Origin of the sequence: Proteus sp. G4380, assembly GCF_963885725.1 — a bacterium.
GTDB lineage: Bacteria > Pseudomonadota > Gammaproteobacteria > Enterobacterales > Enterobacteriaceae > Proteus > Proteus mirabilis.
Genome location: NZ_CAWPAV010000099.1, coordinates 14560 through 28241, shown reverse-complemented (window position 1 = coordinate 28241; position 13682 = coordinate 14560). Strand labels below are relative to the sequence as shown.

The 13682-nt window shown below is 39.0% G+C and carries 12 protein-coding genes; 5 read left to right on the top strand and 7 right to left on the bottom strand.

All coding sequences use genetic code 11. The annotated features are described in order from the left end of the window. Positions 1 to 27: 27 nt before the first annotated feature. The 6 genes from aroB to AACU98_RS08855 form a co-directional block, all read right to left on the bottom strand. Positions 28 to 1122 (bottom strand): 3-dehydroquinate synthase, encoded by a 1095-nt coding sequence (aroB, locus tag AACU98_RS08880; protein WP_004249857.1) that lies wholly within the window; start codon positions 1120 to 1122, stop codon positions 28 to 30. 52 nt (positions 1123 to 1174) lie between these two features. After that, positions 1175 to 1696, bottom strand: a complete 522-nt coding sequence (gene aroK / locus AACU98_RS08875; RefSeq protein WP_012368596.1) for a shikimate kinase AroK — start codon at positions 1694 to 1696, stop codon at positions 1175 to 1177. 580 nt (positions 1697 to 2276) lie between these two features. After that, a complete protein-coding gene (locus AACU98_RS08870; RefSeq protein WP_004246639.1) occupies positions 2277 to 3392 on the bottom strand; it encodes a secretin N-terminal domain-containing protein in 1116 nt (371 codons plus the stop codon). 6 nt (positions 3393 to 3398) lie between these two features. Continuing rightward, a complete protein-coding gene (locus AACU98_RS08865) occupies positions 3399 to 3932 on the bottom strand; it encodes a hypothetical protein (protein ID WP_004246640.1) in 534 nt (177 codons plus the stop codon). Then, positions 3916 to 4515 carry a PilN domain-containing protein gene (locus tag AACU98_RS08860; RefSeq protein WP_049203841.1) on the bottom strand — a complete coding sequence of 200 codons (600 nt, stop codon included), beginning with the start codon at positions 4513 to 4515 and terminating at the stop codon, positions 3916 to 3918. The genes AACU98_RS08865 and AACU98_RS08860 overlap by 17 nt, the downstream gene beginning before the upstream one ends. Beyond that, positions 4503 to 5327: a hypothetical protein gene (locus AACU98_RS08855; protein ID WP_036970520.1), complete on the bottom strand. Its 825-nt coding sequence runs from the start codon at positions 5325 to 5327 to the stop codon at positions 4503 to 4505. The genes AACU98_RS08860 and AACU98_RS08855 overlap by 13 nt, the downstream gene beginning before the upstream one ends. 116 nt (positions 5328 to 5443) lie before the next feature. Between AACU98_RS08855 and mrcA the strand changes: the two genes are divergently transcribed. Together mrcA and AACU98_RS08845 are read left to right on the top strand one after the other, a co-directional pair. Next, positions 5444 to 7978: a peptidoglycan glycosyltransferase/peptidoglycan DD-transpeptidase MrcA gene (gene mrcA / locus AACU98_RS08850; protein ID WP_049210494.1), complete on the top strand. Its 2535-nt coding sequence runs from the start codon at positions 5444 to 5446 to the stop codon at positions 7976 to 7978. Positions 7979 to 8311: 333 nt separating this feature from the next. Continuing rightward, complete coding sequence (locus AACU98_RS08845) at positions 8312 to 9115, top strand: MetQ/NlpA family ABC transporter substrate-binding protein (RefSeq protein ID WP_004249852.1); 804 nt, start codon at positions 8312 to 8314, stop codon at positions 9113 to 9115. 89 nt (positions 9116 to 9204) lie between these two features. On the opposite strand, the gene nudE is transcribed toward AACU98_RS08845, so the two are convergent. Next, a complete protein-coding gene (gene nudE / locus AACU98_RS08840; RefSeq protein ID WP_004246647.1) occupies positions 9205 to 9762 on the bottom strand; it encodes an ADP compounds hydrolase NudE in 558 nt (185 codons plus the stop codon). Between the two features lie 355 nt (positions 9763 to 10117). On the opposite strand from nudE, the gene umoB reads away from it, so the two are divergent. The 3 genes from umoB to hslO all read left to right on the top strand — a co-directional run bounded on the left by umoB (position 10118) and on the right by hslO (position 13625). After that, positions 10118 to 12226: a flagellar biogenesis regulator UmoB gene (gene umoB / locus AACU98_RS08835; protein WP_161735842.1), complete on the top strand. Its 2109-nt coding sequence runs from the start codon at positions 10118 to 10120 to the stop codon at positions 12224 to 12226. 73 nt (positions 12227 to 12299) lie between these two features. Further along, on the top strand, positions 12300 to 12713 hold the full coding sequence (gene hslR / locus AACU98_RS08830) for a ribosome-associated heat shock protein Hsp15 (RefSeq protein ID WP_004246651.1): 414 nt from the start codon (positions 12300 to 12302) through the stop codon (positions 12711 to 12713). A gap of 27 nt (positions 12714 to 12740) precedes the next feature. Continuing rightward, positions 12741 to 13625, top strand: a complete 885-nt coding sequence (gene hslO, locus AACU98_RS08825) for an Hsp33 family molecular chaperone HslO (RefSeq protein ID WP_004246652.1) — start codon at positions 12741 to 12743, stop codon at positions 13623 to 13625. The last annotated feature ends 57 nt before the right edge of the window (positions 13626 to 13682 follow it).

Below are 13682 nucleotides of genomic sequence, written 5' to 3'. Positions count from 1 at the left end.
TTTATCTCTCGTTAGGTGATGGTATGCTTAATTTGCATTAATGCATGATGTTATCGCTTTATACACTTGTTCGCGAGATATATCCGCACGTAGTTCTGATTGACCGATACCTTTTGGTAGTACAAGGTGCAATTTACCCGCGGAAACTTTTTTATCTCGCATCATATGAGGTAAATAGTCTTCAGGTTGCATCTCATCAGGGCCATTGACGGGAAGATTTGCTTTTTTAAGTAATTGGATCACTCGCTGAGTTTCTGCTTGAGTAAATTGACCCAAATCTTGTGCGGTTTTAGCCGCCATAACCATACCCGCAGCGACAGCTTCACCATGTAGCCACACACCATATCCCATATGTGCTTCAATTGCGTGACCATAAGTATGACCTAAATTAAGTAAAGCTCGTAGACCACTCGTCTCTTTTTCGTCTGCTGCGACTACTTGTGCCTTAAGTTCACAGCAACGGCGAATACAGTAAGCCATGGCTTTAGGTTCAAGCGCTATCAGTTTATCAATATTGTTTTCAAGCCAGATAAAGAAGTCTTTATCTAAAATAATGCCATATTTAATCACCTCCGCTAAGCCTGATGACAACTCACGAGGAGGAAGCGTTGCAAGACAATCGAGATCGATAACAACAGATGCCGGCTGATAGAAAGCACCAATCATATTCTTACCCAGTGGATGGTTAACTGCTGTTTTTCCACCGACAGAAGAATCGACCTGTGATAATAACGTAGTAGGGACTTGAATAAAACGTACACCACGTTGATAACTTGCAGCCGCAAAGCCTGTTAAGTCACCAATAACACCACCCCCTAGTGCGAGCAGTGTTGTATCTCGATTGTGATTTTTTTCTAATAATGCAGTAAAGACATCATTCATTACCGTCAGGGATTTATACTGTTCCCCATCAGGTAAAATCACGCTATCAACCAAAACACCTTGTTGTTCTAAGGTGTTTGTTACCTTGTCTAGATAGAGCGGCGCAAGTGTCACATTTGTGACAATCATCACTTGTTGCCCTTTTTTTAAAGGTAAAAAGGTTTCAGGCTGGTGAAAAAGGCCAGAAGCAATGGTAATGGGATAGCTTCTTTCACCTAAAGTCACAGTGATTTTTTCCATAGCAACGGCCTTCTTCAAGTAGTCTTTACTTTCATCTCATCTAAAGAATTTATTAGTTTTTCTCTAATAATTCAATAATTTGATTTGCAACGATTTTTGCACTCTGATCATCAGTATGAATGGTGATATCAGCAATCTCTTCGTAAAGAGGATTACGTTCTTCTGCGAGGGTTTCCAGTACATCACGTACGGGTTCAACACCTTGCAATAAAGGACGTTTTTTATCTCGCTGAGTACGAGCAAGTTGTTTTTCAATGTTGGTTTCTAAATAAACAACAACACCGCGTGCTGATAGTCGGTTACGGGTTTCTCTTGATTTCACCGAACCACCACCTGTTGCTAGTACAATGCCTTGCTTTTCAGTAAGTTCGTTGATTATTTTTTCTTCACGTTGACGGAAGCCTTCTTCGCCTTCTACATCAAATACCCAACCTACATCTGCACCTGTACGTCGCTCAATTTCCTGATCGGAATCATAAAATTCCATACTAAGTTGTTGAGCTAACTGACGACCAATAGTGCTTTTGCCGGCACCCATAGGCCCAACCAGAAAGATATTACGTTTCTCTGCCATGTTTTTGGTATTACTAAGATATTCGTTAATGATAACCCGCCCCGCCAAATTCATTCAGCGACGGGACCTAAACTGAAATTTATGAGTGTTTATTTCATTCACGCCTGATAACGTGTGTATCTACTCTCATATTAAAACTGAGTTTTTTCAGTAGAACGCTATTAAATAACCACGTGTTGTCGCAAGCGACAACACAGGATAAAAATCCCTTTGCCTACAGTACATAACAAGATATGACCTATAAAAATTATATTATCTTTGTTGGCAATGCGGAGATTCTAACACAATTTAGCCGGAAAACCGCATCTGATCACTTTGTCTTTTCTGTCATCAGTTGATCAATATTACATATAAAAAGCCCTACCTCCAAGAAAGAGGAAGTGCATAAAATGTATCCGTATTATCGTTGTGATGTTTCAGGCCCACTCAATTAGCTAACCCTTGTAAGCTAAATCGTCCTCAGCGTCAAATCTATAAATAGAGATTATAAGAAAAAACAATGAATAACTTACAGTTTTACCTTGGCAGAAATAAGGTAATTGTTTGTATTATAATAAAAAAATAAATCACACTAAGAAAATTAGATTAATTTGGGTGTAATAAAAATAACCAATTCATGACGACTATGTTGGTCACGCTTATGGCTAAAAAGTATCCCTAGTAATGGCAGTGAAGATAAAAAAGGAATTTTTGCTGCATGCTGTTGCTGCTTTTGTTGAAATATTCCTCCTAACATCAGAGTCTCACCATCATGAATAGTAACTTCTGTCATTATTTCTTGTTTATCTATTGAAAGGTGTTCACTACCTCCTTGTACTAAGGCAATACCTGGTGTGTTTTGACTAATTTTTAATAGCAATCTAATTTTATTGCTTCTTTGAATGATCGGCGTTACCTCCATCCCCAAAACAGCCTCTTTAAATTCAACTCGGATGGTATCGTTATCTCTGCTGACATAGGGAATTTCGGTTCCTTGCTTGATAGATGCCGTTTTTTCATGTGCAGCCGTTAATCGAGGACTGGCAATGATGGCGAGTTGTTTCTCTTGTTCTAAGGCGCTTAGTTCTAATTCTAAAAGGCGACTATTAATTCTGGCGATATTAAAGGCTATGTAATGTAAGGGGTTTTTTGTTTTTTGATGCAGTGCCAATGCGGCAAGAGAAGGTGCTGTGAGCGGTGCTGATGCTATGTTATGGGGTGTTGTAGTATTGTTTGATGTACCTTCTAAATTTGCCGATTTCATATTGAGTAATCCCCACTGCGTTCCTAACTCATTTAACGCATCCTGACTGCTACTGATGATATGTGCGGTAATATGCACCTGTTGCTGTGGTGTTTCTTTAATTTTTAACCAATCAGAAATTTCAGTATGTGCTTTTTCTGTATCAATAATGGATAAGCTATTTGAATCTTTATCTATGGCTATTCGTCCATGATCACTGAGTAATGAAATTCCATAGTTCGTTAACTGCTGTGCCACGGTGGTTACATCAGCATACTGTAGTGGGTAGATACGATGGTGTAATGTGCTGTTTTGGTGTTGAAGAGTTTCACTATTATCTGTTTTATCAATGAAATGGTGAGTGTTATTACTATCAATAGGTTGTTCTGGATAAAAAGGATCTCTGGATTGAGCAAAACCAGCAAAGCACAAGATAGATAGTAGTAACAGCAAATAAAAAAAGACGCTTTTCATAATATTTCACTCTGACTTCAAAGGCGCTAGAACATTTGGTGTCGTTATGTCGACTAAATTCAATTCAACTGAGAGTAAATCAGGGGGGATAGGCGAAATGAGCAGTGCAGAAAGAGCGCAACCTGCTTGATGTAGATGCGCTAATAACGTTAGTAATTGTGAGTAAGAGAGTGAAAAACGTAGCTTAAAACTATTATCGACACTATGTTGCCAACTATGAGGTATCAAGTGATGGTTATCGATTATCTGTTGTAAACGCTGATAGGCTGAGCCTGTTTGTGGTGGAAGTTTATAGTCATGTTGTAACGCTTTTAATAAGGCTATAGCAGGAGACGAATGCAATATCGACTGCAGTTGTTGTATCTGCGTTTGGTGTTGGCTAATAAGCTGTTGTTGCGCGGTTATGTCCTGCTGATAGCCCGAAAAGCTGAATAAATAACATAACAAACTCACTATTATAGAAGGGGCTAAACTTAAGAGTGCCTTTTGCCAAAAAGGTAAAAGGGCGAAATAAATTACCCAATTAGTCTTTATTTTCATTGTTATCGACATCCTGTTCGCTATGTCTATGTTGAGATACTTGATATTGCCAACTCTGCCACTTACCAGAAAACCTTATTTCGCTGTAACGGGGATCTTGTTTGCTCTGTTGAAAAGAGGAGAGTGTTAATGATGTCAGGTTGGGGTGTTGGTTAACTTTAGATATAAAAGTAAGTGCCTGCTCACAAGGAAGCCGCACCTGAAGCGAAAATGTTGCATCATTTTCAGAAAACTGCGCGATATAACCTTCCATAGGGAGCAGTGTTTCTAGTGCTTGAAAGAAAGCGAGGTAACTTAAATAGTGAAGCCAATGTTGATAATAATGCCAATAACGCTGTTGATATAAGCGGGTGATTTTCTGTTCATGTTGGTCATTGTGATATTGCTTTTGTAGTGAGTACTCACGTTTTTGATATTGTGATTGTAAAAGTGAGAGTGTTTTTACTTGTTGTACTAAATAATAAGCGTAGTAACCGCAAGCACTGAATGTAATAACAACGAGTATCATGCTCCAATAAAGCCACCGTTGTGCTTGATGTCGATATAAGGCTTGACGCCAAGGAAGAAAATTTATTTGATACATGCTGTCTCCCAAGGACGCAAAGCTAAACCAATGGCAATTAGAGGTAGCGTCTTTTTGGGCGGTATAGACATAAATAGCCGCTCTTTTTGGGTTGGCCAAATAGGCATTTGTTGGCGAAAGTATTCTGCATTGTCACCTGAGAAATAACATTGCTCCTGTGGCCAATGATGCTTGATGAGTAATTGCTGTAATTGTTTTTCTTGCTCTTGGTGGTCTTGATAAGAAAGAGTACCGTAATGGGGCATCTCTTTATCTGCACAAACCCAAAGCATTTGATTATTTTGACAAAAAATTAATATGCTGTGAGGCGATATGTTGAGATGTGTGGCAACATAACGCAACGCACAAGCTGGAATATCAATCGCAGTGATGGTTAAGTTTATTTTGGCGAATAAGGCAATATAAGTCTCTATCAGTGTCTTGTTATGTAAATGGATGGCGAGATGTTGGTTATGTTGCCGATAATCGAATTGTACCGCTTGTTTGGTGACTTGTTGATGAGATGTGGCTCGGAGTTGTGCTAATCGATAATAGGCTGCTGGTGTCAGGGAAATCAGGTTAGATAAGGCAATGGTATGATAACTTGCCACTGTATCGGGTAATGCCAATGCAATACGGTTGATTGGCGGTAGAGATTGTTGCCATCGTTTTAAGATAGTTCTTAAATTTATATCATCTATATTATCATTAAGAGGTAAAGGGAATTGCCAAAATGCATTGATCTTCCATTGCTTATTCTGCTGAAATACTAAAACAGCATTGATATGATTGATATTAATTTCAATACCAATCTGATAATTATCTGTTTTCATAAATGATATCCATATCTATTGAATGTGTAATAGCCTATTTTCCAAGAGGCGTTACCTTTATACTACGCACTGTTTGTTTATAAACTGCCCAATTCACATTACATGGGAAATTTAAGGTGAAGTTCTTAAAATATTTTTTCATCTTCGTTTTTGCTTGCATAATTTTGGGAGCAGCCTCGATATATGGCATGTATAAATATGTCGAGCCTCAACTACCCGATGTCGCGACATTAAAAGATGTTCGTTTACAAACTCCTATGCAGGTCTTTAGCGCAGACGGAGAGTTAATGGCGCAATATGGCGAAAAACGTCGTTTGCCTCTTACCTTGCAGGAGATGCCTCCGCAATTAATTAATGCCTTTATTGCCACTGAAGATACGCGTTTTCGTGAACATCATGGTATTGACCCTATTGGCATCTCTCGTGCTGTTGTTGTTGCGTTAACATCGGGGCAAGCATCGCAAGGTGCCAGTACCATCACGCAACAATTAGCGCGTAATTTCTTCTTAACACCTGAGAAGAAATTAATGCGTAAAATCAAAGAAGCCTTTTTGGCTATCCGTATTGAGAAAGAGCTTACAAAAGATGAGATCTTGGCACTTTATCTCAATAAAATTTATCTAGGAAATCGCGCTTATGGTGTGGGTGCTGCTGCATATGTTTACTTTGGTAAAAGTGTGCATGATCTTAGCTTAAGTGAGATGGCTGTTATTGCAGGTTTACCTAAAGCCCCTTCGACACTAAACCCACTTTATTCGTATGATCGTGCCTTAAAACGCCGTAATTTAGTGTTACAACGCATGTTGGAAGAGAACTACATTACCCGCGAAGAGTATGACAGTGCTAAAGCTGAGCCCATTGTGGCTAAATATCACGCCCCACAAATTGATTTTTCAGCGCCTTATTTGACTGAAATGGTCAGAATGGAGATGTATCAGCGCTATGGCGAAAATGCCTATACGGATGGTTATAAAATTTACACTACAGTTATCCGCAAAGATCAATTAGCCGCTGAACAAGCGTTACGTAATAATGTTATTGATTATGATATGCGCCATGGCTATCGCGGTGCTCAAGAGGTGCTGTGGCATGCAGGGCAAGCTCCTTGGGATGATAAAGCCATTAACGATAAGCTAAAGGGTATACAGACTTATGGCCCATTAATCCCCGCTGTGGTGTTATCCGCTGATGCTAAAGAAGCTCAGGTGGTATTAAAAAATGGCGATAAAATAACACTCGATTTAAAAGCGGTTCGTTGGGCGCGTAAATTTATTTCTGATACGGCTCAAGGGGCCACGCCGAGCAAAGTTGATGCTGTTGTACATGCTGGTGAGCAAATTTGGGTACGACAAAATAGTGAAAACGATTGGTTATTAGCACAGCTTCCTGAGGTTAATGCAGCTTTTGTCGCATTAGATCCACTTAATGGCGGTATTATTGCGCTGGTGGGAGGTTTTGATTTTGAATTGAGTAAGTTTAATCGCGTATCTCAATCGTTACGTCAAGTTGGTTCAAATATCAAACCTTTCTTATATGCGGCAGCATTAGATAAAGGGTTAACATTATCGACATTACTAAATGACTTACCTATTAGTCGTTGGGATGCAGGAGCTGGAACTGATTGGCGCCCTAAAAACTCACCACCTACTTATGCAGGGCCTATTCGTTTACGTCAAGGTTTAGGTCAATCTAAAAACGTAGTTATGGTGCGCGCTATGCGGGCGATGGGGGTTGATTACGCTGCAGATTATCTATTGCGTTTTGGTTTTCCTAATCAAAATATAGATAGAACAGAGTCATTAGCTTTAGGCTCACCTTCATTTACACCAATGCAAATGGCTCGAGGTTTTGCGGTAATGGCAAATGGTGGGTATCTCATTGAGCCATATTTTATTCAGCGTATTGAAAATGCTGATGGTGAAGTGATCTTTACTGCTGAGCCGAAAGTCGCTTGTCCTGAATGTACCGATATCCCCGTGATTTATGGTGATACTACGCGCTCTATTGCATTATCTGATGATTATATGGAAAACGTCGCACAATCTCAGCAAGCGCAACCGGCAGAAACGGCGCCTGATATTGAGTTAGAGCAAGCTCCTCTTGCTGAAACAGTCAAAGAAAGCCCATATGCTCCTCATGTGATAAGTACGCCACTGGCGTTTCTAATGCATGATGCGTTAAGAACCAATCTCGTTGGTGAGCCGGGATGGTCTGGTACAGGATGGCGTGCATTGCGAGATTTAAAACGTCAAGATATCGGTGGTAAGACAGGAACGACCAATAGTTCTAAAGATGCTTGGTTCTCTGGATATGGTGCTAATATTGTGGCGACTGCATGGATTGGTTTTGATGATAGTAGTCGCAATTTAGGGCGAACTGCCGCAACGGGTGGTGAAGCGGGTGCCAAAACGGCACAACCTATTTGGAATGACTTTATGAAAGTTGCTTTAGAAGGTGTTCCGGTACAAATGATGCCAATGCCAAAAGGCGTTGTTGCCGTTCAAATAGATCGCAATACCGGTAAGTTGGCGGGAGATGGCCCATCAATGAAAGAGTATTTTATTGAAGGCACTCAGCCAACAGAAAAAGCAAAAAGTGAAGTGGGTACACGGATCTTTGAGGATAATGGCGAATCTAACGAGCTATTTTGATTAATATAATAAACAAAAAGTTAGATTAAATAGCGATCTAACGAATAACTAAAGCGGGATAATAGATTGTTTTTCCCGCTTTTTGTTATCTAATAAATAGATATAGATACATCTCATCTTCCAACATGAAAATATTTCATGTTTTGTGTGTAAATCTATTTTGATCTCTCCACTCTTTCCCGTTATAAATAACTATCTAAACGTCTAGATGTCTAAATGCATGTTGGCATATAGTATAAGTAGTCCCCTTGATAGCATAATAAAAACATTAAACTTAATAATAACAATAAGTTATAAATAATAAGAGTGATATGGTCGATTATTGGAGAGAAGATGAGAAAATTATTATTAGTGGTGCTTTTGGCCTGTACTTCATTGGTTTTAACCGCTTGCTCACCAGATGAAGGTGACAAACCGTTAAAAGTGGCAATAAATACAGGGCCAGATCAGCAAATTTGGGATGAAGTTGTTAAGCTGGCAAAAGAAAAGCAGGGATTAGATATTAAGGTGATCACCTTTAATGACTACGTGTTACCTAATGAAGCTTTGCGTAATAATGATGTTGATGTGAATGCGTTCCAAACCGTACCTTACTACGAAGCTCAAAGCAAAGAGCGTGGTTATCAATTTGAAATCATAGGTAAAACCTTTATTTTTCCTATTGCAGCTTATTCAAATAAAATTAAAACCATAGAGGCGCTTCCTGATGGTGCTACCGTCGCCATTTCTAATGAAGCAACCACCCTAGGTCGTAGTTTATTATTACTGCAGGCTCAAGGATTAATTAAATTAAAAGATGGGGTGGGGTATTTACCAACGACACTTGATATTATTGAAAACCCTAAGAAACTTAAATTTGCAGAAATTGATACACCACAACTGACGCGTACGTTAAGTGATCCTAATATTTACCTTTCCATCATCAATAATAACTTCTCTTCACAAGTGGGGCTATTAGCCAAACGAGATGGTTTATTTATGGAAAATACCGATTCTCCTTATGTTAATTTGATTGTTGCCAGAGCCATAGACAAAGATAACGAACGATTAAAAAAACTCGTCGCGGTTTTCCAAAGTGATGAAATTTTGCAAAAAGCGCAAGAAGTTTATAAAGGTGATGCGGTGAAAGCGTGGTAACGCGCTATTTTCTAATAAAAAGAGACGATAGATATCAAGGCCTCCCTATTTGGTGGCCTTAATTTTATCTGGATATCGCGAGCCAATTGTTATTTTGGACAAACTTGTTGCAAATAACGTTGTGCTAAAAAGAGTGCACTGACATTACGAGCTTCGGTAAAGTCGGGATGATCTAATAAGTCCATCATCTTGGCGATAGGCCAACGTATTTGAACTAACGGCTCAGGCTCATCGCCTTCTAATTGTTCAGGGTAGAGATCTTGAGCAATAACAATGTTCATTTTGCTGGAAAAATAGGAGGGTGCCATAGACAGTTTAGCTATCTCGGTTAAAGAGCCGGCACCATAGCCAATTTCTTCTTTTAATTCACGATTGGCCGCTTGTAATGGGGTTTCACCCGCATCAATAGCCCCTTTGGGAAAGCCAAAGTCATAATTTTCGATGCCAACAGCATATTCACGAATAAGGATCAGGTCATCATTGATGATAGGGACTATCATTACCGCTTCCCGGTTAGCGGGTTTCATTCGTTCATAAATACGTTTTTCGCCGTTGCTAAATTCCAGATTAACGGATTGGATCTGAAATAACCGAGAACGGGCAATGTTATCAATATTGAGTATATTCGGTTTTTTTAGTTCTTTCATAACAGCCCCTGATAGGAATAGAGATTAACCTGAATTTAACACATTAATGATAAAATAAATCCAACAATTAGATTTAGCTTTTTAGTGAAAATTGAGTACACTCCGCTACTAAACCCAGTTATTGATTGATTTTTTGGGAGTATTATTATTTATTGATGCGCTATTTTATCTGAAAATGGCATGGTTGGCGGATATAAAATTGATAATATATATAAATTATAACGCAACAACACAAATATAATTCATTGTATTTTAATAAAAAAATAGAACTAAAGAATAGGAATTGCCTTATGTTAGGTGGCATTTCAAATTTGTTATTGTTACTAAGCAACACCAGCATGAGTATGGGGAAAAAATGAGATTATCAGTCATTATATTGGCTATCTTCATGATTAGCCTATTTATAATGGCCGCCTTTCTATTCTTTAAAAGAAGGCGGCTTGATGGCTCATATCATCTTCCATCCCTCGCCAAACCGACTTACCGTAAACTAACACAAGATGATTATGGGGTAATTAGTGACTATTTGTCCTATTTTGGCACCTCTAAGTTTTCTTCTGGGTATTCGTTACAAAACTTTCCTGAAATACCCACTAAAGGTGAAGTCGTTACGACACTGCGTAATATTGTTAATCGGTTTGCGGGATCATCAGAGGGGCTCAATCATTGGCGCTATTACATTGATGCGGTAGAGATCCATATTCCTCCATTACTGGTGCCTTATCTGCAACAAGAAAATGTCCTCGATGTCGTTTGTACTCCTTCTATCCCCATTGTCATTGGTGTGAATGGCCATTTTCTTAAAGATGAAAAATCACATTTTTCTGCGTTAAGTTTAAAACAACTTTCTGAACCCATACTGTCAAATGGCACTTCCACTATCCAGAAAAATGAAGGTGATGCGGCGCATTTATTACATATTCGCCAAGAAACCAACGAAGAGTATCGGTTACATCATTCTTCAGGTTTTTGGAATGGCTCGTTAATTTGCTTAGGGTTAATCTTATGGTTAACGGCATTAATGATGCCACAAGTCTTTCTCCCTTGGATAATGGCTGCGGGAGGGACTTTTCTTGTTTTAGGCTTGTTTCTTATTTATCGACCCATCATCAAATCACGAAAACAAGAAGTACACTGTTTTAAAGGGCGTTTAAAACGCTGGGGACTGTTTGGTAATTTTGATCATGGGCAGGTAAAAAATATTTCGTTGGGGGGAATTGATTTAGTTTATCCTCCACATTGGGAACCTTATATTCAAAATGATATTGATAAGGTGACCTATTTAGAAATGTATCCTAATCATCATGTTATCAAGCAAGGGCCTTATTTATCATTGCATGATGAAGAAAAAAACTATCCGTATAAGCGTTACATTAAAAATATTATCTTTGTTGTTTGTAGCCTATTTATTATAGGTATGCTGTATCTCTATCAACCGTTATCATTATCAATGAAGTTAACTTTTTCATGGATAAAAGAGAGTGAACCTCATTTAGTGACTAACTTTACGGAGTTAGAAACGGCCAAGCTGCATGTAGGGGATATTATTCAGGCCAAAGGTGTCGGAATGTGTTATATGCCTCCAAACCTTTCCAGTAAGAATAATAAAACAATATTTGCACCTTTTGATTGTTCGGGGATTTATTGGAACAACAGCAACCCAATGCCAATGCCTGAGTCTAGTACGATTGAAAAAGCGGCAGCATTATTATATTTGGTTGAAGAGCAGCTACACCCCGTTTCTAACAACCGTGTAAACCCAAGCTTAGGTCAAGCTATTACTAAATCTGGCATGAATCTTTTGGATAATTTTGATGGCATTATCTTGAAAACACAAGATTTATGCCCGAGAGAAAATGAATGTATTCGGCTTAAAATGGCCTTGGTAAACCTAAGTAATGTCAATGATTGGCCATCATTAGTTCAACGTGCAGAAAGTGGCAAATTAACAGGAACCAATGTTTTATTACGTGCTGTTAGCGCTGAGGCCTTGGAAAAGCTCGTTGACACCACCACATCATCTTTTATCTACCGAGAAATAGATAAGGCCGCAATACTGTTAAATAGTCCACCACCGGGTGGTGTGCTTTTAATCAGTGATGAAAGAAAACAGCTCGTTGATTATGCTTCAAATACCAATTCTGTATTTGAACCTACACCATTAGAGCAATGGCGAGAATTACAGCGATTATCTGATATTTTATTACACACACCTTTTAATACTGGAGGTGTAATAACGGGGATGGTAATTGATGCGAATGGTACGTTACAAATCTTTTTGCATAGCATGCCTGACTCAATGACCCTGTTATATTATATCGGTAATACGTTATTATTATTCTTCGCTATTGGATTTTTGATCCTGAATGTATTTTTTATCATCCGGCGCCGGCGACAAAATAATCAACGCATGCATAAAATCAGTCAATATTACGAGCACTGTTTTTATCGCCCTCCTCAGTAAGTTCCTTGTTGTGGAAGGCAATGTGTTTACTCTATCGCCTTCATGAAGAAGTTGAAGTTAAGGAGAGAAAGGGATGAGTCAACCATCGCAAGAAAGCGCTGTCCGTTTAGATAAATGGCTTTGGGCTGCACGTTTTTATAAAACGCGTGCCATTGCTCGCACTATGATTGAAGGAGGTAAAGTCCATTACAATGGTGTGCGAGGCAAGCCAAGTAAAAATGTTGAAGTTGGGGCTGAAATACGCTTACGACAAGGTAATGATGAACGGACAGTTACAGTCTTAATGGTGAGTGCACAGCGCCTAGGGGCGGCCCAAGCACAATTGCTCTATTGTGAAACACCAGAGAGTATTGCCAAGAGAGAAAAAATCGCTCTAGCAAGAAAAATGAATGCGTTAACGATGCCTCATCCCGAACGTCGACCTGATAAAAAGGAAAGACGCACCTTACTTCGCTTGAAACAGACAAATTTACCAGGATCGGATTAAACCGCTCCCCAGCAATGAGAGAAGATTATGTCTAAAAAAGACGCTTTATCACGCTTTTTATTTGAAAAAAGCGCGGTACGTGGTGAATTAGTTACCGTAACGGAAACCTATCAATCAATACTTGAAAATCATCATTATCCTGAGCCAGTTCAACACCTGTTAGGTGATTTATTGGTCGCGACAAGTTTGTTAACAGCTACGCTGAAATTTGATGGTGATATTACCGTTCAATTACAAGGTGATGGCCCAGTACGATTAGTGGTTATTAACGGCAATAATGAACAACAGATGCGCGGTGTTGCACGTTTTAGTGATGATGTTAAAGCCGGTAGCAGCTTAAAAGAGATGATGGGCAATGGCTTTATGGTTATTACCATCACACCTAAAAAAGGTGAGCGTTACCAAGGTATTGTAGCGTTGGATGGTGAAACGATAGAAGCTTGTATTGATAACTACTTTAATCAATCAGAGCAGTTACCTACCCGTGTCTTTATCCGCACAGGTCTGCAAGATGGAAAAGCGGCGGGTGCAGGTATGTTATTACAAGCCTTACCTGCGAGTGCAGAACATAGTGCTGATGAGACAGCAGAACACTTTGAGCTATTAACACAACTTACGCACACCATTAAAGCTCAAGAGCTGTTTACACTTGATACTAAAGAGATTTTACATCGCTTATATCATGAAGAAGATGTGACACTATATGATCCACAACCGATAGCATTCCATTGCACGTGCTCTCGTAAACGTTGTGAAGATACATTAGTAACATTATCTAAAGAAGATGTAGCTCATCTGTTACAAGAACAAGGTAAAATTGATATGGAGTGTGAATATTGCGGTGCTCATTATATCTTCACTGAAGAAGATATTAATAATATCAATAAATTATCTAGCTCTAATTTGCACTGATTCGATTTAGCAACGTAAATCACCCTAAAGGACGCTATTTTGCGTCCTTTTTTATTC

Excerpts from the sequence above, each read along its gene's own strand:
- AACU98_RS08865 (WP_004246640.1), bottom strand. The coding sequence starts at position 3,932 with ATGAAAATAAAGACTAATTGGGTAATTTATTTCGCCCTTTTACCTTTT.
- aroB (WP_004249857.1), bottom strand. The coding sequence starts at position 1,122 with ATGGAAAAAATCACTGTGACTTTAGGTGAAAGAAGCTATCCCATTACC.
- AACU98_RS08860 (WP_049203841.1), bottom strand. The coding sequence starts at position 4,515 with ATGTATCAAATAAATTTTCTTCCTTGGCGTCAAGCCTTATATCGACAT.
- nudE (WP_004246647.1), bottom strand. The coding sequence starts at position 9,762 with ATGAAAGAACTAAAAAAACCGAATATACTCAATATTGATAACATTGCC.
- AACU98_RS08855 (WP_036970520.1), bottom strand. The coding sequence starts at position 5,327 with ATGAAAACAGATAATTATCAGATTGGTATTGAAATTAATATCAATCAT.
- AACU98_RS08845 (WP_004249852.1), top strand. The coding sequence starts at position 8,312 with ATGAGAAAATTATTATTAGTGGTGCTTTTGGCCTGTACTTCATTGGTT.
- AACU98_RS08870 (WP_004246639.1), bottom strand. The coding sequence starts at position 3,392 with ATGAAAAGCGTCTTTTTTTATTTGCTGTTACTACTATCTATCTTGTGC.
- aroK (WP_012368596.1), bottom strand. The coding sequence starts at position 1,696 with ATGGCAGAGAAACGTAATATCTTTCTGGTTGGGCCTATGGGTGCCGGC.
- umoB (WP_161735842.1), top strand. The coding sequence starts at position 10,118 with ATGAGATTATCAGTCATTATATTGGCTATCTTCATGATTAGCCTATTT.
- hslR (WP_004246651.1), top strand. The coding sequence starts at position 12,300 with ATGAGTCAACCATCGCAAGAAAGCGCTGTCCGTTTAGATAAATGGCTT.
- hslO (WP_004246652.1), top strand. The coding sequence starts at position 12,741 with ATGTCTAAAAAAGACGCTTTATCACGCTTTTTATTTGAAAAAAGCGCG.